Below are 23433 nucleotides of genomic sequence, written 5' to 3' on the forward strand. Positions count from 1 at the left end.
GAATGCTCGCCGCGCTTAGATTTGCAGCGCGATGATTTCCGCGAGCGCATCGGTGCTGCCGAAGCGGCCTTTGTCGTCGCGGCTCACGCGCGCCATCGCGCACTCGGTATCGTGGGTGAAAAACAGGCGTACATTGCGTTGCAGTTTGTCGTCGAGAAAAATGTGCTTCTCATCGATCAGCAACTCGGCATTACGGTCGTAACCCATCGTGATCGGCAGATGCACCCAGGCGCGGCCCGGAATCAGATCGGCGCAAAAAACCACGCCGTGTTCGGCGACGATTTCCGCGAGCATCAGGCCCGGCGTGTGACCATGGCTGAAACTGAAGTGCACCGATTCGCCCAAGGTTTTGCAAAACGGACCGTCGACCAATTCGAGCCGCCCGGACTGCTGCAGTAGCGGCTGCAATTCCGCGATGAACGAAGCGCGATCGCGCGCATGCGGATGCGTCGCACGCTGCCAGCATTCCGCACCGACGATATAGCGCGCGTTCGGAAACAGCAGTGATGCGGGTATGTCTTTTTGCCATGCGCTGAGCAAACCGCCGGCATGATCGAAGTGCAGATGCGACAGCACCACGGCGTCGATATCTTCATGAGAAAAGCCGGCGTGCGCGAGCGAATCCAGCAGCACGTGGTTTTCTTCGAGCACGCCAAAACGCTCGCGCAACTTCGGTTCAAAAAATGCGCCGATACCGGTTTCGAACAATACGTTCTTGCCGTTCAGGCCTTCGACCAGCAAACAACGACACGCCAGTGGAATGCGATTTTCGTCATCCGGCCGGATCCATTTCGACCACATTGCTTTCGGCACATTGCCGAACATCGCACCGCCATCCAAACGTTGCGAATTGCCGAGCAGTGACCACAGCCGCATGAGTTTTCCTTAGGCTTATTTGACGACCGCGCTGCCGCTCACGCCGCGCGGATCGCTGCCCGCGGCATACGCGCCAGTTTTTTTGTTCCAGCTCACCACGTTCATGAAACCCCACGTGCGTGAACCGTCGTCCATCGTGTAACCCATCGCTTCGAGCGCCTTGAGTTCTTCGCGCGTGAAGGTGCCGGGTTCGCTGGAAATCACGTCGGGCATATATTGATGATGAAAACGTTTGGCCGCGACGATCTGTTCGGGCGTTTGGCCGTCCATAAAATTCAGAATACCTTCGAGCACCATCGTGATGATGCGGCTGCCGCCGGGTGTGCCAATCACGCCGATGCGATCCGCACCGATGACGAAACTCGGTGTCATCGACGACAGCGGACGCCGCCCCGGCATTGGTGCATTTTTGTCATTGCCGACCAGGCCAAACGCATTCGCCGTGCCGGCCTTGAGTGCAAAATCGTCCATCTCGTTATTCAGCAAAAAACCGGTGCCGCCGATCACGAGTCCGCTGCCGAATGGCAGGTTCACGGTTTGCGTTGCGCCGACCATATTGCCGTCGCCGTCGATGATCGAAAAATGCGTGGTGTGCGTGCCTTGCGGCGCCGCCATGTAACCCGGCAACAAGTCGCTAGGCGTGGCTTTTTCCGGATGGATCGATGCGCGCAAACCCGCCGCATACAACGGGCTGGCGAGTTCGGCCAGCGGCATTGTCACGAAATCCGGATCGCCGAGATATTCGGCGCGGTCACGGTACGCGCGACGCATCGCTTCCACGATGATGTGCGTGCGATGCACATGATCGAGCTTGCCCAGATCGTAGCCGCTGAGGATGTTCAGCATTTCGGCCAGCGCGATGCCGCCGGACGACGGCGGCGTGGCCGTGACGATATGCCATTCGTGGTAATCGATGCTGATCGTCTCGCGTTCCTTGGCTTGGTACTGCGCGAGATCCGCGAGTGTCCAGTTGCCGCCAGCCGCATGCACGCCATCGACCAGTTTTTGCGCGAGCTCGCCTTTGTAAAAACCGTCGTTGCCTTTCTCGGCAATCAGTTCGAGCGTATGCGCGAGATCGGGATTCTTGAATATCCAACCTTGCTTCGGCGCCACACCTTGATCGAGCAGCAACGCCGCCGATGCCGGATAACGCGCAATCACCGGCTGGCGCTGCGCAAGTTCCTTGAGAAAACGCGAGTCCGGTTGAAAGCCATCGCGCGCAATGCGGATGGCTGGTGCGAGTGATTTTTTCAGCGGCAATTTGCCGTAATGCACAGCCAGCCAGACCAGCGCGGCGGGCTCGCCGGGGATACCTGCAGACAGCGGGCCGTTCACCGATTTGTCGCGATCAAGATCGCCTTTGGCATCCAGGTACAGCGACGGATTACTTGCGCCCGGCGCAGTTTCTCGCGCATCGAGCATGATGTCTTTCGCGTCCCTCGCGCGATGCAGCAGAAACAATCCGCCGCCACCGATGCCGGAACTTTGCGGCTCGACGACGGATAACGTGGACGCGACCGCAACCGCCGCATCGAATGCGTTGCCGCCCTGCGCAAGCACGTCGAAACCAGCCTGCGTGGCGAGCGTGTGCGCACTCGCGATCGCCGCGTGCAGCGGTTTGTCCGCGGCATGGCCGGCACCCGCAAGCACGAGCAGCAGCGTGCCGCTCACAATGCGTAAACGCAGGGACATTGTCATTCGATAGCTCCAGTCAGGGCGCGATATTTGGTCTGCAGCGCGTCACGCGATTCGGTGTGCTCGGGGTCGATGAAAATGCATTCCACCGGACAGACTTCGACACACTGCGGTGTGTCGAAATGACCGACACATTCAGTGCAGCGCGACGGTTCGATTTCATACACCACTTCGCCCTGCGCGATGGCCTTGTTCGGACACACCGGTTCGCACACATCGCAGTTGACGCATTGGTCGGTGATCAGCAAAGCCATGGCGGGCGCAACATTTCCGAAATTAATTAGCGCAGCGAGAGCTGCGCGCAGCTCAGCGTCAGTCGTATGCAAATACGCGTAGAAACGAACCTGTGCTCGTAATGCGGTGAGGCGTGCTCGATAACAAGCAACGGCGCGCGAATCGACTTCGCGCGCCGCAGAAAGTTATTTCATTTCGACGCTGCGGAAATCCACGCCGGTCGGATCGACCACGGCCTTGACTCGCGCGCTATCGTCGGCGGTGCCGATAAACAGGAAACGCACGTTCTTCATTGAGCCGGCTTTTGCGCTCTGGAACGCTGCGAGCACGAGATCGGAAGTCGCCTTCGAATCCGGGCCGCCGAACGCCATCATGTTGCCCGGCAATACGCCACGCGCGACGACGTTCTTGACGTTATCGAGCTGGTTGTCGCGCGCACTTTTGACGTCGGCATCGTCGCCGCTTGGCACAAAATACATGTACGGCGAACGTGTCTGCACGCCATCCATATTGTGGATGACGACGTCTTTCAGATAGGCCTTCCACGCATCGACATTTTTCGCATCGGTCGGCATCGCGACGGGTGCGGTCGGCTGGGCGGCGGCTTTGGCGGCGGCGGCTTTCTTCGCGGCATCTTCATCACCGTTGCAAGCGCTGACGCTCAGCGCGGTGCACAAGGTCAGAATCAGGATTCGGATGGAATGTTTCATGGGGATCCTCTGTAAGTTTGCGTTGTAGGAAAACTCTGCACTGCTACGACAATTTATGCTGCCAGCGCTGTTTCAGCGCTTGCTGCACCGCCGGATGTACGAACCCGGAAACGTCTCCTCCCAGGCGTGCGATTTCGCGCACCAGCGAAGATGAAATAAATCCGTATTGCTCGGCCGGAGTAAGGAACAAGGTTTCCGCGCTCGGAATCAAATGCCGGTTCATGCTCGCGAGCTGGAATTCGTATTCAAAATCCGACACCGCGCGCAGGCCGCGCAAGATCACACCGGCACCGATTTCCTCGACAAAATGTGCGAGCAGCGTATCGAATCCGCGTACCTCGACATTCGGCATGTCGGCCAGCGCAATGCGCGCCAGATCGATGCGCTCATCGAGGCTGAAACCCGTACCCTTGTTCGGGCTTTCGGCGACGCCGACGATGATGCGTGCAAACAGCGGCACCGCGCGCGTGACCAGATCGACATGGCCATTCGTGATCGGATCGAAGGTGCCGGGATAGACCGCCACTCTTGATCGGTTGGGGCTGACTGGCATTGTCGCTACCGCTGTCGGGAATTCATCGCGCACAGCTTACCGGAAGCTGGCAGGTCGCAATAGTGCGATCACGAATCGCCATTGCGGTAAAGCGCAAAACCCACGTCGCCAGCGCGTGCCTCGCGATGCAGCAGCCAATGCTCGGGCAGGCTCGGCCGGGCTTCGCTCGGCGCCTCGATATAAATCCATGCGCCGGGCTTGAGCCAGCCGCGCATATCCAGCGCCTGCGCGGTGCTGGTCCACAGATCGCCGGCAAATGGCGGATCGAGAAAAACGATATCGCAAGCGTGTCCGGTGTTGTGCAGGAAGGCCAACGCGTCAGTGGCATGCACCGTGGCATCGGTTACGCGCAGCCGCGTGAGATCGCTGCGCAACGCGGCGACCAGGCGTGCATCGCGTTCAACAAAATCCACAACGCCGGCGCCGCGTGACCATGCCTCGATACCAAGCGCCCCGGTGCCAGCGAACAGGTCCAGGCAGCGTGCGCCATCGATCACTGGCGCCAACCAGTTGAACAGGGTTTCGCGCACGCGATCCGGCGTTGGCCGCAGGCCGGGCGCGTTCGGCACATCGATGCGCGAGCCGCGTAACGTGCCGCCGATGATGCGCAATTTTCCTGATGCTGCGGGTGTGCGCATGGAGCCATCCGTGTGTGATAAATGCGGGGTGATAGAATGCGCCGCATTCTCAACGATTTGTCATCTCGATGTTCAAGTTCTGGAAAAAAGATCGCGCGCCGGAAAAAACGCCTGCCGCGGATGTGGCGTCGGATACGCCAGAAAACGCTGTGCAAACTCTACCGACTGGGCCGGTTCAGGCGCCTTCGACAGATGTTCCGCCTGACCCTGCGGAAGCAAGTGTCGCGCTTGTCGCCGATTCCGTCGCGCTTGAAAAAGTCGACGAATCCGAAACCGATAATTCGGGTAAACCCAATTGGCGCGAACGCTTGTCCGGCAGCGCCTTGTCGCGCAGTCTCGGTTCGTTGTTCGCGCGCAAACCCAAGCTTGACGAGGCCCTGCTCGACGATCTCGAAACCGCCTTGCTTACCGCCGATGTCGGTGTGAGCGCGACCGAACTGCTGCTCGAAAATCTGCGTCAGCGCATGCGCAAACGCGAGTTTGCCGACGCCGATGGATTGCTCGCGGCATTGCGCGAAGCGTTGCTCACCATGCTCGCGCCAATCGCGGTGCCGCTGCGCATTCCGACCGAAATCAAACCGTTCGTGGTGCTCGTCGTTGGCGTCAACGGCGTCGGCAAAACCACGACGATCGGCAAACTCGCGCGTCGCCATCAACAGGAAGGCCGCCACGTTTTGCTCGCCGCTGGCGATACCTTTCGCGCCGCCGCGGTGGAGCAGCTCAAGGCGTGGGGCATGCGCAATCAGATCGCGGTTATTTCGCAGGGTAGCGGCGCCGATTCTGCGTCGGTAATTTTCGATGCATTGCAGGCAGCGACCTCGCGCAATGTCGATCTGCTGATCGCCGACACCGCCGGACGCCTGCATACGCAATCCGGCCTCATGGACGAGCTCAGCAAGATCAAGCGTGTGCTGGCCAAACTCGATCCCGCAGCGCCGCATGAAGTGCTGCTCGTGATCGACGGCACGACCGGCCAGAATGCGGTCAATCAGGTGCGCCAGTTCAGCCTTGCTGCGGGCGTCACCGGGCTGGTCGTGACCAAGCTCGATGGCACCGCCAAAGGCGGCGTGGTGTTTGCGCTCGCCACCGAATTCGGATTGCCGATTCGTTACGTCGGCCTAGGCGAAGGACTGGATGATTTGCGCGAGTTCGATCCTGCCGCATTCGTCGCGGGATTGCTGCCGGCTAATCTTGGCGTCGAATAAAACGCTGCCGTCGCGCACGTCGTGAAACCGATCGCCCCAAGCCTGCTGCGCTGGTTTGACCAGCACGGTCGCCACGATCTGCCGTGGCAGCATCCGCGCACGCCGTATCGTGTATGGCTGTCGGAAATCATGTTGCAGCAGACTCAGGTCGTCACTGTGATCGCATACTTCGCGCGCTTCATTCGCGAAATCCCGGATTTGCCCGTGCTGGCGAATGCGTCGCAGGATCAGGTGCTCGCATTGTGGTCCGGTCTCGGTTATTACAGCCGCGCGCGTAACCTGCATCGTGCTGCGCAAACCTGCATGCAACAACACGCCGGCGAGTTGCCGCAAACGCTGGATGAACTCATTGCATTGCCCGGCATCGGCCGTTCGACCGCCGGTGCAATTCTCGCGCAAGCTCACGGCCAACGCGTGGCGATCCTCGACGGCAACGTCAAGCGTGTGTTGAGCCGATACGCCGGTGTGCATGGTTGGCCGGGCGCGACCGCCGTGGAAAAATCGCTGTGGGAGCTCGCCGAAAAATTGACGCCGCCGCAGCGAGTCGCGGATTACACGCAGGCGATCATGGATCTCGGTGCTACCGTTTGTACTCGCGGCAAACCGCGCTGCGGTGAATGTCCGTTGTCGGCCGATTGCATTGCATTGCGCGACGATCTCACCGCGCAATTGCCGCAGCGCAAGGCGACTCGCATCATCCCGCAACGCGCGACGACGATGCTGATTATTCGCGATGCGCAAGATCGCATCCTGCTGCAGCGGCGACCGCCGAGCGGCGTGTGGGCGGCGCTGTGGAGCCTTCCGCAAGTCGATGCTGCCGATGCCGCGTCGGCGTGGCTGCACAACGAGCTCGGCATCGCGCGTGGCAAGTCATCAGACTGGCAAACGCTGCCGCAATTCATCCACACCTTCAGCCATTTCCAGCTCGCAATTTCGGCATTGCTGCTGCAACTGAAAACGTCACCAACGCGCATCAGCGATGGTGATGACGTACGCTGGTGCAGTCACGGCGACATCGCCGCGCTGGGTTTGCCCGCGCCAGTGCGTAAACTACTGCTAACGATCTGGGAGTAAAAAATGTCGCGCACTGTTTTCTGCGTAAAACTGCAACACGAAGCCGAGGGGCTGAATTTCGCGCCGTGGCCCGGCGCGCTCGGCAAAAGAGTCTACGATGAAATCTCGAAGGAAGCGTGGGGCCAGTGGCTCGCCCACCAGACCATGCTGATCAACGAAAATCGGCTGTCGCCGCTGGAACCGAAAACGCGCGTTTTCCTCGAAGCGGAAATGCAGAAATTTCTGTTCGACGGCACCGCGGAAAAGCCCGCCGGATATGTGCCGCCGTCGGATTGAATCGATACACAAGTCGCGCCCGCTGCGGATCGTTGCAGCCCGCGCTTGACTCGATCCGCCCAAGCCGCTCTAATACGCGGCTTCGCGACGCCGCCATCAGTGCGGCCCGCAACCAGAACACATGGCCAAGTAGCTCAGTTGGTAGAGCAGGGGATTGAAAATCCCCGTGTCGGCGGTTCGATTCCGTCCTTGGCCACCATGTACAACAACGGCTTGCAGCGATGCAGGCCGTTTTTGTTTCTGGCGCTGGTGCGCCTCGCAGCGGTCGAACGCGAGCGCGGATTTGCACGCGCGGTGGCGCATGAATTGCGCACGCCGCTGGCGGTAATGCGTACCGTCACCGAACACAGCCTGAGCCATAGCGAATCCGACTCCGCACGCAAAAGCCTGACCGCTCTGCTGACCACCGTCGAAGGCATGACGCGCTCGGTGGACGGCTTGTTGTCACTCGTGCGCTACGAAGCCGGGCTGGGCCAGATCGAGGAAGAACCGGTCGAACTCGGCGGCCTGATCACGATTCAATTCGGCCTGCTGCAACAGCGATTTATTCATCAGCATCGACAACACCGAAACTGCCGACAGCAATGTCGCCAGCCTGGAATTCCGCAACGCCGCGCCCAATCTGACCGAACAGGATCTGCAACATTTCGGCGAACGCTACTGGCGCAAGAACGACGAAAACGAAACAATCCCGCACGGCGGCTTGGGCCTCGCACTAACCCGCGCACTCGCCGCCGCCCTCGGCGTGGAGCTTGAGTTCGCGCTGCACGGCGGTTACCTGTGCGCGCGTATCACGCAGCTAAAAGCGATTGCGTTTATTCATGCCGATAGCGCGATTAGCTGACCTCGCAATTTGCTGATTTTGTGCTGCGGATATTTGCCATGTAGGGCGCATATCTTGCGCTCACTACCTCGCCCATCATGAAAATCTGCAGCACGGCGCAAGGCTGCCTCAGAACGCAGCCACCATGCTCACGATCCCGCACCGGCGCGTGAATATCGATAAAGATGGTTTTGCCGCAGGCAGAGGAACAATTAACCTATTTGCCAAAAATTAACCAACTACGTTATTATTTCCCATGGAAAAAGGCAGGCCTCATTGCAAGCTGGCTCTCGTCAAAGCCTTCGTCGCTGCGGGAAAGGTGCGCTCGACCTTCTCGGCGCTCGCTGGCGGTGCTGCCTTGGGATTCGACTTCAATGGAATGCTAGCCGTCGTCATGGCGCTAACGCCCACTGACTTCCACAAAAGCATGACGACGCACGCTGACCATCGAATTTCGCAGGGACGTATACCGACCCAAGATACCGACAGGCGAGGTTTACCTGAAACTCACGGTCATGGACGACGTACTTATTGTGTCCTTCAAGGAGTTATGGCTATGAAATGTCCGAATTGCGGCGCGGCTGAACTGGTACACGACACCCGCGACATGCCATACACCTACAAAGGCGAATCGACCAGCCTTGAGGCCATTACTGGCGATTTTTGCCCAGTCTGTAACGAAGCGGTTATTGCGATGGATGAATCGGTGCGCACTAATACATTGATGCTCGCGTTCAACAAGCAGGTGAATGCAGCCATCGTCGATCCCAATTTCATAATCAGCGTTCGCAAGAAGCTCCATTTGGATCAGCGGGAGGCGGCGGAAATTTTCGGCGGAGGAGTGAATGCCTTTTCTCGCTACGAGAACGGCAAAACCAAACCTCCATTGGCCTTGGTAAAACTGCTCCAGGTGCTTGATCGTCATCCTGACTTGTTGGCTGAGATCAAGACGGCGTAATATTCGGATGAGGGCAGCCATCACCGCGGATTTTTATCCGTAGATTTCTGCATTAGGTGTTTCGCACTTGCCATTACACAATCTGACGCCGCTTTTTACGTTAAATGAGCTCGACAGATGTGTCATTACAAGATCTGACCCTGGCACTCGTACATTGGTCCGAATAGGGCACTGTACTGCACCTACGAAGACTCTCGTCGGTTGCGACCAAAGTACTATGTGTTCAAGCGGGACTTCAAAAAATCAATCATTACACGAACCTTCTGCGGAAGATATGTGCGGCTGGGATAGATGAGCCATGCGCCGGTGTCGAACGTCGTGGCCGTGACGTCATAGGTAGGAAACACGTTGACTAGCGCGCCTGAGGCGATGTCGCCATCGACAAGCCAGTTCGGCAGCAGCGCCGGTCCAAGGCCTTCCAGCACCGCGGCATGCAGCGAAACGGCCGGTGACAGAACCAAGTCGCCATCCACAGAGACTTCTTCGATAGCGCCGTGAGAATCACGAAACAACCAGCGCGAGCGAAACGCGTGTAAGTTGAACATCACGCAACGATGACGTGCGATATCTGCCGGCACCTCTAGCGGGGGGGCGGCGGCGAGATAACCCACGCTCGCCACAACCCGATAGCGCGTGTTCATTAGCTTGGTTGCGACAAGATTACCTTCTACCGCTGGTGCCAGGCGAATCGCCAGATCGACTCGTTCGGCAAAAAGATCGACCACCTCGTCGGTAAAAAGGGCCTCAATACGCAGGTCGGGATACCGGGCGCAAAACTCCTTCAGTTGCGGAACGATACACCGCGGACCGAAGGTGGCAGAGGCCGTGATGCGCAGCGTGCCTCGCGTCCCTCCGACCGTCTCCAACGCTGCCTCGTGCGTTCGAGCCAGTTCGTAAAGGAGAGGTTCGACCCCGGCGAGGTAACGGTCGCCCGCCTCGGTCAGAGTCACGTTGCGGGTCGTACGCTGAAATAGGCGCACGCCGAGTTCGGCTTCCAGCTCAGCAATCCCCCGCGATACCGAGGACGGATCGATATTCCGTTCTTTAGCCACTGCCGCGAAGCTACCGCGTTGGGCAACTTCGACGAAGAGGTTCAGCACTGTTACGTTCATTCGTGCGAATTTTACATCAGTAAAGTTCCAAATGCGATGTTTATCATATATGCCGTCATCACTACAGTGCGGATCACGGATAGCGCAACGCAGTCCGACCATTTTTAAGGAATCCGCCATGAGCCACTTTATCGTCCACTCCCTAGACACTGCCCCTCCCGACTCCCGCGCACTGCTCGAACGTTCGAAAAAGGAATGGGGATTCATTCCAACACTGCACGGCATCCTCGCCGAAAGCGCGCCAGTGCTCCACGCCTATCAGAGTCTGTTCGCGCTCGGCCAGAAGAGCGGCTTCACGCCGGCTGAGCAGCAGGTCGTCTACCTCACAGTGAGCGCATTCCACGAATGCGAGTACTGCGTAGCGGGCCACACTTACCTTGCGCGCGCCGCCAAGCTGGACGAGCAGGCGATCGCCAGTCTGCGCAACGGCACGCCGATCGCTGACGCGAAGCTCGATGCGCTGCGAATTTTCACTGACACGGTTGTCCGCGAGCGGGGCCTTGCCGGCAGTGACGCACTCGAAGAATTTTTCGCCGCGGGCTACGGTCACGCGCAGATGCTTGAGGTCGTGATGATCATAGCCACCAAGACCATCTCGAATTACGTTAACCATCTTGTGCACACCCCCAAGGAGTCGTTCATGAGCGACCCAACGCTGGGGTGGGTGGCGCCCCGCAATCGCGGCCAGGTGGCATGACGAAAGTGGTGCGCCGCATTGACAACGAAATCGTAAGGAGAAATTGAATGAAATCAGAGCCGCTCAACATAATATGAGTAGACGCCTCCAGCCGATCAGATGGTTCTTACTCGCGGCGCATTGGCGACGCGATTGAACGTGCTCTCGTCGACAACTCGCCAGGCGCGATAGTTGTTCGTCGCGACCTCGGTCGCGCGCCGATTGAACATATCCGTGACCAAACGATCACTGGCTACTACACACCGGACGGTGGCATGACCGATGCCCTCCGGGACGCGACCAAGCTCTCCAACGCGATCATCGACGAAGTACGCGTTGAGGACGTCTTGCTGATCACGACACCTATGTCAATACTGTTAGCTTAACCACTTATTGATCGCCTTTTGCGCCACCATCGGGATAGCGGCAGTGGCGGCAACATCCTCGGCGTGCGTATCTGCGTCTGATTCAGCGGCAAGGTTCGGTCGTGACTCGGAAACGGCGAATGAGAGCTAGAGGGTCAGGTCTTGTTTTAAAACATCGCCTGCTCGCACGAATCGGCTGACCGTCGAATAATATACAAGTTGGACGCTGCCAACGAGCTACTTCTGGGCAACAATCTATCTGTCGCGCAATACGACCGCAGGATTCAGCCGCGAGGCCTTGTTGGCCGGTAGCAGGCCGCACAATGCGCCGATCGCGCAGGCGAGGATGACCGTGGTCAGCATCGTGACGGCACTCAAATGCAGACGGTGATCGGTGGTTTGTTCCAACCAGAATGCCGACACCGCCGCGAGCAGCATACCGAAGATTCCGGCGGCGACTGCGATCATCACCGACTCGGCGAGAAAGCGCGATTGAATCGCCCGCGGATCGGCGCCAGTGGCGATACGCAAACCGATTTCCCGCGCGCGATCGTCCACGGACAGCAGCATGATTCGTGACAGCGCGGCGGCGCCGAGCAACAACGCGATCATCGCGATATCGACCAGCATGCGTGGCGACCAGACTGCCGAATGTTGGTTGGTGCCGTCCAACGCCGAAAAATCACGCAGTTGAAAATCATCCTGCTGATTGCTCGCAAGCCCGTGCTGGCGGCGCAACAGGCTGCGGATTTGTTGCTGTAGCGAAGCCACGTCCGCGCCGGGGACAATGCGCACGGAAATTTGTCCGATCGCATCACCGCTCAACTCATTGCTGCCGGCAAATAAACCCTGTGCGGTCGGCAACGGCATAAATACCGCCGTCGCATAATCGCCAAAAAATGTACTCGCATCCTTGGCAGAAACTACACCGCTGATATGGAAATTCGAACCGCCGAGCTGGATGATCTTGCCCGTTGGATCAGCCTCGGCGAAAATTTCGGCGCTTAAGCTGGAGCCGAGTATTACAGCGCTATTTGCATCTGCGTTATTTGCGTCGCTGAAATCCTGTGCACTGAAAGCGCCCGTGAGCGCCCAACCGTGGGCCGCAAAATAATCCGCGTCGACCGCATAAACACTGATCGGCAACGACGAGTCTGCGTAGTTCACCCTGCTGAACCGCAACAGACTCGCCGCAGCGGAACTTACGCCGTCTAGTCGGCGGATCGCCGCAACATCGGCAGTAGTCAACGCCACGGTTTGTCTGCCATCGGAAATCGCGGCCGGCGCGTAGCTATTCTCGGAGAAAATTTCCAGGCGACTCGGTACCGCAGAATGCGCGTCGTTGCCGGCAATACCGACCTGCCCGAGTGCGAGCGCTCCCAGCAGCGCGGCTGTGCCGATCGCCAATCCGAAAAAAGCCTGAGCGCCGATGTACGGCTGCCGGCAAATCGCCTGCCACGCGGTAGCGAGTGTGTCGCGCAAACTCATGCCAGCGCCTGCAATGTATGCGCTGCATGTGGCGCATACAGACGTCCATCGCGCATGAAAAAATGACGATCGGCATGCGCCGCGACATCGGCGTTCTCGGTCATGAGCACCAAGGTGTGACCCTCCTCGCGCAGGCGTTGCAGCAAGCTCAGAATTTCACTGGTGGCCGTGGCATCGAGCGCGCCGGTGGGCTCGTCGGCGAGGAGGATCGGCGCGTCGTTGATCAACGCGCGCGCAATCGCAATACGTTGTTGCAAACCGTTGCACAGGTCCATCGGCTTGTGCAACGCGCAATCCGCGATGCCGATTTGGCGCAGCACCGTATGCGCCATTTCGCGCTGCCGCGCGCGCGACAACGTGCTGTAGGCAAGCGGCAGCATGACGTTTTCGAGCGCATTCAAACGCGGCAACAAATGAAACGAGCGGAAGATGAACCCGAATTTTTGCTGACGCAGCCGCGCTCGCCCTACCGCATCCAGACTCGCGACATTCTGGCCGTCGCAAAAATAACGGCCCGAACTCGCCGACTCGAGGCAGCCAAGCAAATTCAGCAAGGTCGATTTACCACAACCGGCAGGCCCGAGGATGGACACAAATTCGCCGCGCCGAACGGTCAAGGTCACGCCGCGCAAAACCGGCACCGCCGCGGCGGCATGCGACGGATATGCCTTGCTCAACGCATGCAGTTCGAGCTGCGGCGCGTGGGTGTAGGCAATGCTCGCGGCATGCATGTGGGGTTCCGTCTTTTGCTTGGTGCGATGAAAAAAAGAGGATGCGAAAAAGGCAGCTAAGGCTTGGGCCAGCTGAGTAATTGCGACGTACAAACGCCGCTTGGCATTACCTATGGCACGGTATGTCACACGAGTCTCCTTTGCAGTAGCCGACGCGTAAATCTGCTGCAAAGACTTGTAAAGGCAGCGGTATGATGAACGCACCCATTCGCCGTGCGTTGACCATGCCCCTGTCGAAACATTTTCCCGCGTCGTATCTGCACCTCGGGCCGAGCGAATTGCTGGCCAGCCTGGCATGGCTGCGCCTGTGCGCGATTGTCGGTCAGGCATTAACCGTCGCCTTCGTTGCGCACTGGCTGGTATTGCCGATCCCGGAAAATGCGTTGTGGCGTGGTATCGCCGTGCTGCTGCTGTTCGAGGTATTGGTGCTGTGGCGCATGCGTCGAACCTGGCCGGTCAACGAGCTCGAAGTGTTCGGCCATTTTGTCGTCGACATGGGCGTGCTGGCGTATCTGCTGTATCTCACCGGCGGCTCGACCAATCCGTTCATCTCGTTGCTGGTGGTGCCGATCGCACTTGCCGCGACCACGCTAGCGGCGCGTTATCTGATTGCGATCGCGCTATTCGCCGGCATCATCTATGCGACGCTGATGTTGTATCACCTCAGTTTGCCGAGCATGTACGAACACGATATGCACGCCGATTTCGGTCTGCACGTGCTTGGCATGGCGGCCAATTTTGCGATCACCGGATTTCTGCTCGGGCTATTCATCTGGCGCCTCGCGCGCGCCTTGCGCCAACAGCAAACCCAGATGCAGCGCGAACGCGAACGCGCGCTGCGCGACGAAGGCATTCTGGCGATTGCGACCCAGGCCGCCGGTGCCGCGCACGAACTCAACACACCGCTATCGACGATCCGCACGCTGCTTGGCGAGCTGCGCCGTGCGCCGGTCGATGCGGCCACGCTTAGCGAGGATCTCGATGTATTGCAGAGCCAGGCCGATCGCTGCCGCGACATTCTGCGCGAGCTGGTCGCGGTCGGCAGCGCACAACTTGCCGATACACCGGAAACACTTGATCTCGAAGAATTCATCGCTGGCTGCGCGGAACGATTCCGCTTGCTGCGGCCCGAGATTGAACTGCAGATCGATATCGCCGCAGAGATCGCAACTATCCGCCTGAGTGTTTTGCCGGGTTTGCGGCACGCACTGATCAATCTGCTCAACAACGCCGCCGACGCTTCGCAGCAACAATCGAGTGCGCGTGTGGACCTCGTGGTTCGTGGCCAAGCGAGTATTCTCGAATTGCGCGTCCGCGATTACGGCATCGGCTTGTCGGCCGACATCCTTGCCGCCGCCGGCCACGACTTTTACAGCAGCAAACGCAACGGCCTCGGTTTGGGATTGGCCTTGACCCATGCCACCGCCGAGCGCTTGAACGGCGAACTCAGCGTGCACGCCGCCGCGGGCGGCGGTAGCGAAACCTGCTTGCGCCTGCCATTGCGCTTGGCCGAAAATCGCTGATGAACTTGCCAACTCACAACCCCGCGACAACGGCAGATTCGGTTTTGCTGATCGACGACGATGCAGTTTTTCTGCGTGTCATGGCGCGCGCTTTGGGTCAGCGCGGATTCACCGTACGCACGGCGCAGAACAGCGAAACCGCACTCGCGTTATGCCGCAGCGAAGCACCAATGCACGCCGTGCTCGATCTCAAACTCGGCGAGGAAAACGGACTGACATTGATCCCGCAATTGCTCAGCGTTGCGCCTGATCTGCGCATCCTGTTGCTGACCGGCTACGCCAGCATTGCCACGGCGGTCGAGGCGATCAAGCGTGGCGCACACGACTACCTCGCCAAACCCGTGGACGCCGATGCGGTGACACTTGCGTTGCGCGGCAAAAATGAATCATCACTCGCCACTGCGACCACCCGCGTGCCGGACGGTGCACAACCGCTGCGACGACTGGAATGGGAACACATCCAGCGCGTGCTCAGCGAATGCGACGGCAATATCTCGGCAGCCGCGCGACGACTTGGTCTGCATCGCCGCACCTTGCAGCGCAAGCTCGGCAAACGCCCGGTGCGCGAGATCGATGAAGATGCGGAGAGCGACGTCTTTTGACTCGCTCCGGTCACGGTTGGAATGACGCGGCTTACGCCGCCGGCAGATCTGTTCCGGGTTGCCAACCGGAAGCGAGCAATTGATCCAGCAAAACGACCGTATTGTTGCGCGCATTGCCGCCGTGAATCGGCAATACCAACACCTCATGGGCGCGTGCTGCTGCGAGTGCGCTGCGCGCCGCGGTGAACTCGTCCAGGCATTCGACGATGGCATCACTCGATAGACCAGCGCGCACAAGCTCATCGCGCAGGATCGTGGCGACTTCGCCCGCGGCGCGACCACGCAACATGCCATCGATATCCTTGAGCACGATATGGTCGGGATGAAAGCTCGCCGCGACTTGCGCGAGTTCGCGAATCTCCTTGTCCTCGCGATTGCCGGCCTGCCCGAGCACCAACAATAATCGCGAACTGCCACGCTGTCGGGTCGCCACGTCGAGCAATCCGCGCAGGCCTTCGGCATTGTGCGCGTAGTCGAGAAAAACCTGCAGACTGCCGAGCTGCCAATGTTGCAGGCGGCCCGGATTGTCGCTGTGCGCGGCGCCAAAATTTGCCAGCACTTCGATGATCGTGGCGACAGAAGCTCCCAGTGCCGAGGCACTCAAAACCGCGGCGCTGATGTTCGCGATGTTGTAGGTCGCGCTGCCGGAAAATGTCAGCGGCATGTCCGCGACCTTGCCGAGATCGTGAGCCGCGCCATGGTTCGATAAAAACAGATTCCCATCGCGCATGCCGCACGTGACACCGCCGCGTTCGCGATGCCCGAGCAAAATCGGGTGGTTATCGTCCAGTGCGAACCAGGCAATCGCGCAGTGTAATTTTTCCGCACGCCGCACCAGCAATTCATCGTCCGCATTCAGCACCAGCAAGCCGCTCGAACCGAGCGTATGTGCGACGACCAGCTTGACCTCGGCGAGTGCGTCAAGATCGTGGATGCCGTATTCGCCGAAATGATCGACGCTGATATTCGTCACCACTGCTACCTGCGCGCGTGAAACGCCCAGACCACGCCGCAGGATTCCGCCGCGTGCGGTTTCGAGAATCGCGAGTTCAACATCACGATGCCGCAGCACCGCGCGCGCACCGGCTGGGCCGGAATAATCGCCGGCTTCGATATTTTCGGTACCGATCACCAGACCATCGGTCGAGCTATACCCGACCTTCCGGCCATGCGCACGCGCCATCGCCGCGAGCAAGCGCACCGTCGTGGTTTTGCCGTTCGAGCCGGTGATCAGCGCGAGTGGAATATCGCGCAGGCCACTCCAGTCGATGGACTCGACCGCAGGCAAATCGGACAACAGCCAGCGCATCGATCCCGTGCCCAAACCAATCGATAACTCGTCTTCATCGAGTAACGCGGTGAGTTGCCGCGCTGTAGCGGTCTGCAACAACACCTCGAGTTTCGGATTGTGTTCGGCGGCGGAAAACGCGCGCAGCGTGTGCAGCGCGGAATCGTCATCCCACGCCGCCGCATGACCCGGCGCATGGAACGTTTCGCGGCGCGCTGCGGCGATGCTTGCAAGCCACGCCCATTCGTTGACTTCGGTTGCCGTGAACAATTGATCGACCGGTGCGCTCAACGCCAGCGATGCACCACTGGCATGCTCACGCCAGAGCACGTGGCCGGTCGGCCAACCGAGTTGTATGCGCACTCGTTCGATACGCGTTTTCCACGCGAGCAATAAAGTTGCGTCGGGAATCTCGCCAACGCTTTCGAGCACCGCGCCGACAGCGTCGAAGTAGAGGTTGAATCCCGTGAGGCGTCGTGAATCCTCGAACGTGACGACGGGCTGGATGTTCAGTCGTCGCTCTCCCGCGACAGATGGATGCCGCGTTCGTCGCGCACCACGCCACCCATCGCTGCGAAGCTGGATTCGTCGAACGCGGGCTCGCTCACGGGCATCGGTGCTGCGGCCGGCATGACTGCGGCAGCGCGCGTTTCCGGTGCACCGGCGGCACGGAACTTGATGATCTGTTTCCACGAGCGCACGAGCGCATCGGCAAAAACCAGCAGCAGATCGCCGGGCTGGCCCATGTGCAACGCGGCATCGATCGCTTCCTGTTCGTCGGGAATGATCGAGATCGCATCCTGCGGCACGCCCGCGGCGAGCAATGCGCGCGACTGGATGCGCGGCACTTCGTCACCATCGCGACCACGCCGCGAATCGTCGCGACGGCAGATGTAGTGATCGAATCGGCCGGCGACGGCATCGGCGATCGCGACCAGATCTTCATCGCGCCGATCGCCCGGCCCGGCCAGTACCACGATGCGCCGCCCGGTGACATCGAGACGCTGCGCAAGATCGGTCATCGCCGCGACCGCATGCGCGTTGTGGCCGTAGTCGAATAGCACCTTGAACGGATGTTCGTTGAACACGTTCATGCGACCCGGCGCCTGGAAGAACGTGGTATCGAACGTGCGCAAACCCTGGCGGATCGCATCGAGCTTGATGCCGAGCGAAAATGCCATCGCCGCGGCGACCATCGCGTTCTGCACATTGTGCAGCGCGCGACCTTCGAGCGTGGCCGGAATCAGATGCGTCCACAGCAGCGGAATATGGCTGCCCTTGTCGTACAGCGTAATCATCTGGCCGTTGACGCCGGCTTCGAGCGCACACGCGCGACCGCCTGCTCGGATGTGTTCGCGCACGAGTCCGTGCTGCGGATTCATCGTCACGTAACACAGGATTTTTGCGTCGGTATAGCCCGACATTTTCAGCACGAGCGGATCATCCGCATTCAGCACGGCGCAATCCTGCGCGACCTCGACGACGATGCGCTTCACCTCGGCGAGTTGCTCCAGCGTATCGATGCCTTTCAGGCCGAGATGATCGGACTGCACGTTCAGCACCGCGCCAACATTCACCTTCGGCACGCCCATGCCGGCGCGCAGCAAACCGCCGCGCGCGGTTTCGAGCACGGCGATATCGATCTGCGGATCCGACAGCACCATGCGCGCCGATACCGGCCCGGTCATGTCGCCCTCGACCGTACGCTGGCCGTCGATATAAACGCCGTCGGTCGTGGTCAATCCGGGCGTATAGCCGCCCATCTTGGTGATGTGTGCGAGCATGCGCGCGGTGGTGGTTTTGCCGTTGGTGCCGGTGATCGCGGCGATCGGCACATGCGATGGCGCACCCGGCGGAAACAGCATTTCGATGACCGGGCCGGCGGCATCGCGCGGCGTGCCTTCGCTCGGACTCACGTGCATGCGAAAACCAGGCGCCGCATTCACTTCGCAGATGCCGCCGCCGATGATGCGATAACTTTCGGCGATGTTCGACGACAGAAAATCGACGCCGCCGACATCGAGCCCGATCGCACGAATCGCGCGCACCGCCATGTCGCGATTGTCCGGGTGGATGATGTCGGTGACATCGGTCGCGGTGCCGCCCGTGGAAAGATTCGCGGTCGAGCGCAGATAGACGATTTCGTCTGGCGGTGGCACCGATTCGGCGGTGTAGTTCAAACGATCCATCATCATCTGTGCCTGCGCATCAAGCTCGATGCGCGTCAGCACTTTTTCATGGCCGATGCCACGGCGCGGATCCTGATTCACCGCGTCGACCAGTTGCGTGATCGTCTGCTTGCCGTCACCTACAACATGGCCCGGCGTGCGTCGCGTCGCAGCGATCAGCTCGCCATTGACCACGAGCAAACGGTGATCGTCGCCGGTGATGAAATTTTCCACGATCACCGAGCGCGAATGCTCACGCGCCGCTGCGAATCCCGCGCTGATTTCCTCGTCGGTAGTGAGGTGAATCGAGATACCGCGGCCGTGATTGCCGTTGTACGGTTTGGTCACCACCGGCAAGCCGAGGCGATGCGCGGCGCGCAACGCGGCCTCCTCGGTCTGCACGAGTTCCTGCTTCGGCACGGGCAGGCCGAGCGAGGCGAGAATCTTGTTGGTTTCTTCCTTGTCGCTGGCGAGTTCAACCGCGATATGCGGCGTGCGTCCGGTGATCGTGGCCTGGATGCGCTGCTGATATTTGCCATGACCGAGCTGGATCAGTGATTGATCGTTCAGGCGCAGCCACGGGATGTTGCGTTCTTCGGCAGCGCGCACCAGCGACGCGGTCGACGGGCCAAGCGCACGACGTTGCGCGTAACGGATGAATTCATCGCGCGCGGTCGGCCATTCCCAGCCTTCGGGCACACTGGATCGCGGCTGCAATTCGGTCGGCAACAGCGATGACAAAAGTCGCAACGCGAGTTCGCCCGCAGCAATGCCTTCCTCTTTTTGCGCGTATTCGTAGACGACCGAATACACGCCGGGTTTGTCGGTGCTGCGCGTCTTGCCGAAGGTAACTTCCTCGCCCGCGACGTTCTGCAATTCGATCGCGACATGTTCGAGCACATGACCAAGCCAGGTGCCGTCGCCTTCGCGCATGCGGCGGATGAAGCCGCCCGGTTCGCGATACGAACAGCCGTGTTCGGCGAGGCCGGGCAATGCCGCGACCAGGCCATCGACGAAGGCCGCACCGAGTCGCCCGGTCGGCCACGCTTCGAGCTCGGCGAGATCCAGTTCAAGCCGTATGACTGGAAAATGCGCGTGTACCGAAGGGCCGACGAACACGGAACGATCGAGTATGCGCATGGATTTTTTCCCTGATGATTCTTCGATTTTAGCGAATGGCGTATGGATGGCTAAACGGACTTCTACCGTCCGTGCTAATGCGTTTGCTTCGGCGTGATAAGCGTGCCGGCAGAAGCAGTGCGTGTTTGCAGATTGAAGGTCGCGCCGGCAATCAGAATATGGATCGTCAAGCCGAGCAGGCAAACCGGATCATCCTCGTCGGCTTGCGCCATCGACGAAAACTGCAGGTTGCCGGCGTCGACCACGGTCACCGATCCGCTGCCTTCGACTTCGAGCGTGTTGTCGGGGCGGATAAACGCCGCGGTATCTTCATCCAGACCAATGCCGACCGCATACGGATTGTAAGCGAGCGCGGCAAGCAGCCGACCGAGCCGATCGCGCTGGCGAAAATGCTGGTCAATTACAAACCGATTGGTCAGTCCGAGACCCGGCGCGAGACGCACGCTGCCAGCGGTCGGTGATGAGCCTTCCTTGCCGAACGCGATCATGTGCTCGCTCAGAATACTCGCGCCCGCGCTGGTGCCACCGACATGCACGCCGCTGGCGTTGCGCGCGCGGATCAGTTGCGCGATCGGCGTGCCGCCAAGCATCGTCGAAAGACGCAGCTGGTTGCCGCCTGTGAAAAAAATTCCGCTGGCCTCACCGATACGTTTCAGACGATTGCGTTCTTCGGCGTCGCGACGTGTATCGAAATCCAGCGCGGTGACGCGGCCGACACCAAGCTCAGTGAATATGCTTTCGTAGCGCGAACCGGTATCGCTGAGCTGGCTCGCGGTCGGGATCACGACGATATCGGCATCCGCGCCGCCACACAGCGCGACAAAACGTTCAAGGATACGCGGATCGTTTTCTTTCTCCTCGGCGCCGCCGATGGGAACGATCCATCCCCGTTGTTCGCCGTCGGGGATTCTGCTGGGACTCATGATCTACTCGTGTTGTTGCATCGAATGTTGCATATCAACACGGATGGACTTGTCACTGCAACGGTCCGGACATTTGCCAAGCGAACAGCCACTTTGCTTTGGCACGTCATTGACCAGCCAGACTCAATCCTCGAACATGCCGCGCCGCATAATCTCACCACCGCGTACATGCACAGCGCCGCGCGCGATCACCGTATGCGCATTTCCAGCAACATCCAGCGCCACGAGATCGGCATCGGCACCTATCTCGATGCGGCCCTTGTTGGCGAGTCGCAGCAGCCGCGCGGGATTGCTGGTAAACGCCGGTAGCGCTTGCGGCAACGACAATCCACGCGCGAGCAATTCGTTCAAGGTTTCGAGCAACGCGCCGGGTGCGCCGACATCCATGTGGCTGACATGGCCATCGGCATCAAAACACGGCAAACAACCGCCGGCATCCGAACTGATCGTCACGCGTTCTGCGGGCGCGCCGCTGTCGAGATAACGCAGCAAGGCATCGGCGGCGCTCCAGGCGTCTTCGCCATCCTCGACCGGGAACGCGGTGATGTCGATACTGCAGCCGCGTCGCGCGAGATCCAGCGCCTCATCGAACAAGGCCTGGCGCCGGTTGACATGGGTCGGGTTAAAAACGCGCGGTGGCAATTCGCTTTGATCGAGCGCCTGGCGCACGAGCTCGAGCCCACGCGCACCATCACCGAGATGCAAATGCAAAATACCGGCCTTGCCGGTCATCAGTCCGGCGACATGCGCTTCGGATGCGAGGCGCAACAATTCATCGAGTGTCGGCTGGCTCGATCGGTGATCGCTGATCGCAACCTCGCCGACACCGAGCAGCGCCTCGATGAACACCAGATCGCTGCGCACGCTGCCGGTCATCGTCACGGGCGGCAAATGGTAACCGCCGGTGTAGGCGTAGGCACTCAGGCCGAGTTCGCGCAACGCGTATGTAGCCGCGAGCAACTCGCGCGGACCACGCGCGACATCATCGGTGCCAAGCAAACCGATCACCGTGGTGATGCCCGAGCGCGTAAAGCGCGAAAGCCCGACCGCCGGTACACGCGAGTGGAATCCCGCCTCGCCGCCACCGCCGGTGACATGCACGTGGCCATCGATCAATCCCGGAATCAGTCGCTGACCTCGCAGATCGATCGTCTCGATCGCGAGCGTTGAAGGCAAGTCTGGCAAGTCGCTGCCGATCCATAAAATCCGACCGCCGCCGAGCAGCAGATTTTGCAAGCCGAGCGCTTCAGGCGCAAACACATCGGCATTGCGCAGCAGCAACATCGGCGGGGCGCCAGTCTGCAAATCGCTCACTCTTTGTAGATCGCAATATGCGTGGTGCCGTCACGATCGACCCAGCCGCGGAACATGCCGTCGGTATTGAATGGCGTAGCGTAATTGCCTTGCGCATCGAGTGCGATGGCGCCGCCGTCGCCGCCGAGTTTCGGAATAAGGTTGAGGATCACATCATCCGCCGCCTTGCTGATCGCATCACCTCGATACGCCACACGCGCGCAGATCTCGTGCGCGGCCACGGTGCGGATATAAAACTCGCCCCAGCCGGTGCCCGACACCGCGCATTTATCATTGGCATACGTGCCCGCACCAACGATCGGTGAATCGCCGACGCGGCCCCAGCGCTTATTGGTCATGCCGCCGGTCGAGGTGCCCGCGGCGAGATGGCCGGCGTGATCCAGCGCTACCGCGCCGACTGTGCCGAAGTGCGGCGCTGCAGCCGCGGCGTGCGCTTTAGCCGCCTCGTCCTTAAGCTCCTTTTGCAATTGCTGCCAACGTTCTTCAGTGCGGAAATACGCCGGATCGACCAGCGCCATGCCGACGCTTTTGGCGAACACTTCGGCGCCGTCGCCAGTGAGCATCACATGCACCGATTTTTCCATCACGGCGCGCGCGAGCAGAATTGGATTCTTGATGCGATGCACGCCCGCCACCGCACCAGCGCGCAAGGTGTGGCCTTCCATCAGCGCGGCGTCCATCTCGTTTTTGCCGTCGTGGTTGAACACGGCGCCGCGACCGGCGTTGAAGTTCGGATCGTCTTCGAGAATGGTGATCGACTTGCTCACCGCATCGAGGCTCGTGCCGCCATCCTTGAGCACGGCGTAGCCGCTTTTCAGCGCGAGTTCGAGCCCCGCGCGTGCAGCCTTTTCCTTGGCCGGCGTCATTTCGGCACGCACCACCCCGGCGCCGCCGTGGATGACCAGCACGACGGGCGAATCGGCAACAGCGGATAACGAGGTCAGGCTCATGGCGATGGCACTCAGGCAGAGCAGCAGAGGATTTTTCATGGCATCACCGAATCGATCAGGATTCCAAGTATAGCCATGCGGTCACGGCCATAACATCGGTCAAAGGTCAGG

The 23433-nt window shown here is 60.1% G+C and carries 22 protein-coding genes, 1 tRNA gene and 2 pseudogenes; 11 read left to right on the forward strand and 14 right to left on the reverse strand.

Annotated elements, in window-relative coordinates; translation table 11 throughout:
* Positions 1-15: 15 nt before the first annotated feature.
* From ELE36_RS15720 to rsmD, 6 genes are all read right to left on the reverse strand, one after another.
* Complete coding sequence (locus ELE36_RS15720) at positions 16-876, reverse strand: MBL fold metallo-hydrolase (RefSeq protein WP_129834933.1); 861 nt, start codon at positions 874-876, stop codon at positions 16-18.
* Positions 877-891: 15 nt separating this feature from the next.
* The gene (gene ggt, locus ELE36_RS15725) at positions 892-2574 is read right to left on the reverse strand and encodes a gamma-glutamyltransferase (RefSeq protein WP_129834935.1); all 1683 of its coding nucleotides are present in this window, start codon (positions 2572-2574) and stop codon (positions 892-894) included.
* On the reverse strand, positions 2571-2825 hold the full coding sequence (locus tag ELE36_RS15730; RefSeq protein ID WP_129834937.1) for a YfhL family 4Fe-4S dicluster ferredoxin: 255 nt from the start codon (positions 2823-2825) through the stop codon (positions 2571-2573). The genes ggt and ELE36_RS15730 overlap by 4 nt, the downstream gene beginning before the upstream one ends.
* Positions 2826-2990: 165 nt before the next feature.
* Entirely contained in the window at positions 2991-3515 is a 525-nt protein-coding gene (locus ELE36_RS15735) for a hypothetical protein (RefSeq protein ID WP_129834939.1), read from the reverse strand.
* A gap of 43 nt (positions 3516-3558) precedes the next feature.
* Positions 3559-4068, reverse strand: coding sequence for a pantetheine-phosphate adenylyltransferase (gene coaD, locus ELE36_RS15740; RefSeq protein WP_129834941.1), 510 nt, complete (start codon positions 4066-4068; stop codon positions 3559-3561).
* 68 nt (positions 4069-4136) lie between these two features.
* A complete protein-coding gene (gene rsmD / locus ELE36_RS15745) occupies positions 4137-4706 on the reverse strand; it encodes a 16S rRNA (guanine(966)-N(2))-methyltransferase RsmD (RefSeq protein WP_129834943.1) in 570 nt (189 codons plus the stop codon).
* 68 nt (positions 4707-4774) lie between these two features.
* Between rsmD and ftsY the strand changes: the two genes are divergently transcribed.
* The 7 genes and pseudogenes from ftsY to ELE36_RS21225 all read left to right on the forward strand — a co-directional run bounded on the left by ftsY (position 4775) and on the right by ELE36_RS21225 (position 9042).
* Positions 4775-5911: a signal recognition particle-docking protein FtsY gene (gene ftsY, locus ELE36_RS15750; RefSeq protein WP_129834945.1), complete on the forward strand. Its 1137-nt coding sequence runs from the start codon at positions 4775-4777 to the stop codon at positions 5909-5911.
* A 21-nt stretch (positions 5912-5932) separates the two neighbouring features.
* Positions 5933-6985 carry an A/G-specific adenine glycosylase gene (gene mutY, locus ELE36_RS15755; protein ID WP_129834947.1) on the forward strand — a complete coding sequence of 351 codons (1053 nt, stop codon included), beginning with the start codon at positions 5933-5935 and terminating at the stop codon, positions 6983-6985.
* 3 nt (positions 6986-6988) lie between these two features.
* Positions 6989-7261 carry an oxidative damage protection protein gene (locus ELE36_RS15760; protein ID WP_129834949.1) on the forward strand — a complete coding sequence of 91 codons (273 nt, stop codon included), beginning with the start codon at positions 6989-6991 and terminating at the stop codon, positions 7259-7261.
* 123 nt (positions 7262-7384) lie between these two features.
* Positions 7385-7460 (forward strand) — tRNA-Phe (locus ELE36_RS15765).
* Positions 7461-7588: 128 nt separating this feature from the next.
* A pseudogene (locus tag ELE36_RS21220) lies at positions 7589-7669 on the forward strand (hypothetical protein); the annotation flags it as partial.
* Between the two features lie 295 nt (positions 7670-7964).
* Positions 7965-8105, forward strand: coding sequence for a hypothetical protein (locus ELE36_RS20410; protein ID WP_165371397.1), 141 nt, complete (start codon positions 7965-7967; stop codon positions 8103-8105).
* 235 nt (positions 8106-8340) lie between these two features.
* Complete coding sequence (locus tag ELE36_RS21225) at positions 8341-9042, forward strand: type II toxin-antitoxin system MqsR family toxin (protein ID WP_425480881.1); 702 nt, start codon at positions 8341-8343, stop codon at positions 9040-9042.
* Positions 9043-9257: 215 nt separating this feature from the next.
* On the opposite strand, the gene ELE36_RS15785 is transcribed toward ELE36_RS21225, so the two are convergent.
* The gene (locus ELE36_RS15785) at positions 9258-10274 is read right to left on the reverse strand and encodes a LysR family transcriptional regulator (RefSeq protein ID WP_207215797.1); all 1017 of its coding nucleotides are present in this window, start codon (positions 10272-10274) and stop codon (positions 9258-9260) included.
* Here ELE36_RS15785 and ELE36_RS15790 point away from each other — a divergent pair.
* Positions 10273-10851, forward strand: coding sequence for a carboxymuconolactone decarboxylase family protein (locus ELE36_RS15790; protein ID WP_165371647.1), 579 nt, complete (start codon positions 10273-10275; stop codon positions 10849-10851). The two genes, ELE36_RS15785 and ELE36_RS15790, sit on opposite strands and share 2 nt — an antisense overlap.
* A gap of 89 nt (positions 10852-10940) precedes the next feature.
* Positions 10941-11216: pseudogene (locus ELE36_RS21230) on the forward strand (NAD(P)H-dependent oxidoreductase); the annotation flags it as partial.
* A gap of 234 nt (positions 11217-11450) precedes the next feature.
* Here ELE36_RS21230 and ELE36_RS15800 read toward each other — a convergent pair.
* Together ELE36_RS15800 and ELE36_RS15805 are read right to left on the reverse strand one after the other, a co-directional pair.
* Positions 11451-12683 carry an ABC transporter permease gene (locus ELE36_RS15800; protein WP_129834959.1) on the reverse strand — a complete coding sequence of 411 codons (1233 nt, stop codon included), beginning with the start codon at positions 12681-12683 and terminating at the stop codon, positions 11451-11453.
* Positions 12680-13414, reverse strand: coding sequence for an ABC transporter ATP-binding protein (locus ELE36_RS15805; RefSeq protein ID WP_165371648.1), 735 nt, complete (start codon positions 13412-13414; stop codon positions 12680-12682). Before ELE36_RS15805 ends, ELE36_RS15800 begins: the two co-directional genes overlap by 4 nt.
* 194 nt (positions 13415-13608) lie before the next feature.
* Here ELE36_RS15805 and ELE36_RS15810 point away from each other — a divergent pair, with 194 nt between their 5' ends.
* Positions 13609-14937 (forward strand): ATP-binding protein, encoded by a 1329-nt coding sequence (locus ELE36_RS15810; protein ID WP_242512287.1) that lies wholly within the window; start codon positions 13609-13611, stop codon positions 14935-14937.
* A complete protein-coding gene (locus ELE36_RS15815) occupies positions 14937-15539 on the forward strand; it encodes a response regulator transcription factor (protein WP_129834965.1) in 603 nt (200 codons plus the stop codon). Before ELE36_RS15810 ends, ELE36_RS15815 begins: the two co-directional genes overlap by 1 nt.
* A 31-nt stretch (positions 15540-15570) precedes the next feature.
* On the opposite strand, the gene ELE36_RS15820 is transcribed toward ELE36_RS15815, so the two are convergent.
* From ELE36_RS15820 to ELE36_RS15840, 5 genes are all read right to left on the reverse strand, one after another.
* Positions 15571-17259 carry a Mur ligase family protein gene (locus ELE36_RS15820; protein ID WP_242512288.1) on the reverse strand — a complete coding sequence of 563 codons (1689 nt, stop codon included), beginning with the start codon at positions 17257-17259 and terminating at the stop codon, positions 15571-15573.
* 77 nt (positions 17260-17336) lie between these two features.
* Positions 17337-20135 (reverse strand): cyanophycin synthetase, encoded by a 2799-nt coding sequence (cphA, locus tag ELE36_RS15825; RefSeq protein ID WP_129834967.1) that lies wholly within the window; start codon positions 20133-20135, stop codon positions 17337-17339.
* Positions 20136-20209: 74 nt separating this feature from the next.
* On the reverse strand, positions 20210-21058 hold the full coding sequence (locus ELE36_RS15830; RefSeq protein ID WP_129834969.1) for a cyanophycinase: 849 nt from the start codon (positions 21056-21058) through the stop codon (positions 20210-20212).
* 123 nt (positions 21059-21181) lie between these two features.
* Positions 21182-22372, reverse strand: coding sequence for a beta-aspartyl-peptidase (gene iadA, locus ELE36_RS15835; protein ID WP_207215798.1), 1191 nt, complete (start codon positions 22370-22372; stop codon positions 21182-21184).
* On the reverse strand, positions 22369-23361 hold the full coding sequence (locus ELE36_RS15840; protein WP_129834971.1) for an isoaspartyl peptidase/L-asparaginase family protein: 993 nt from the start codon (positions 23359-23361) through the stop codon (positions 22369-22371). Before ELE36_RS15840 ends, iadA begins: the two co-directional genes overlap by 4 nt.
* Positions 23362-23433 lie beyond the last annotated feature (72 nt).

This window comes from Pseudolysobacter antarcticus (assembly GCF_004168365.1).
GTDB classification, from domain to species: domain Bacteria; phylum Pseudomonadota; class Gammaproteobacteria; order Xanthomonadales; family Rhodanobacteraceae; genus Pseudolysobacter; species Pseudolysobacter antarcticus.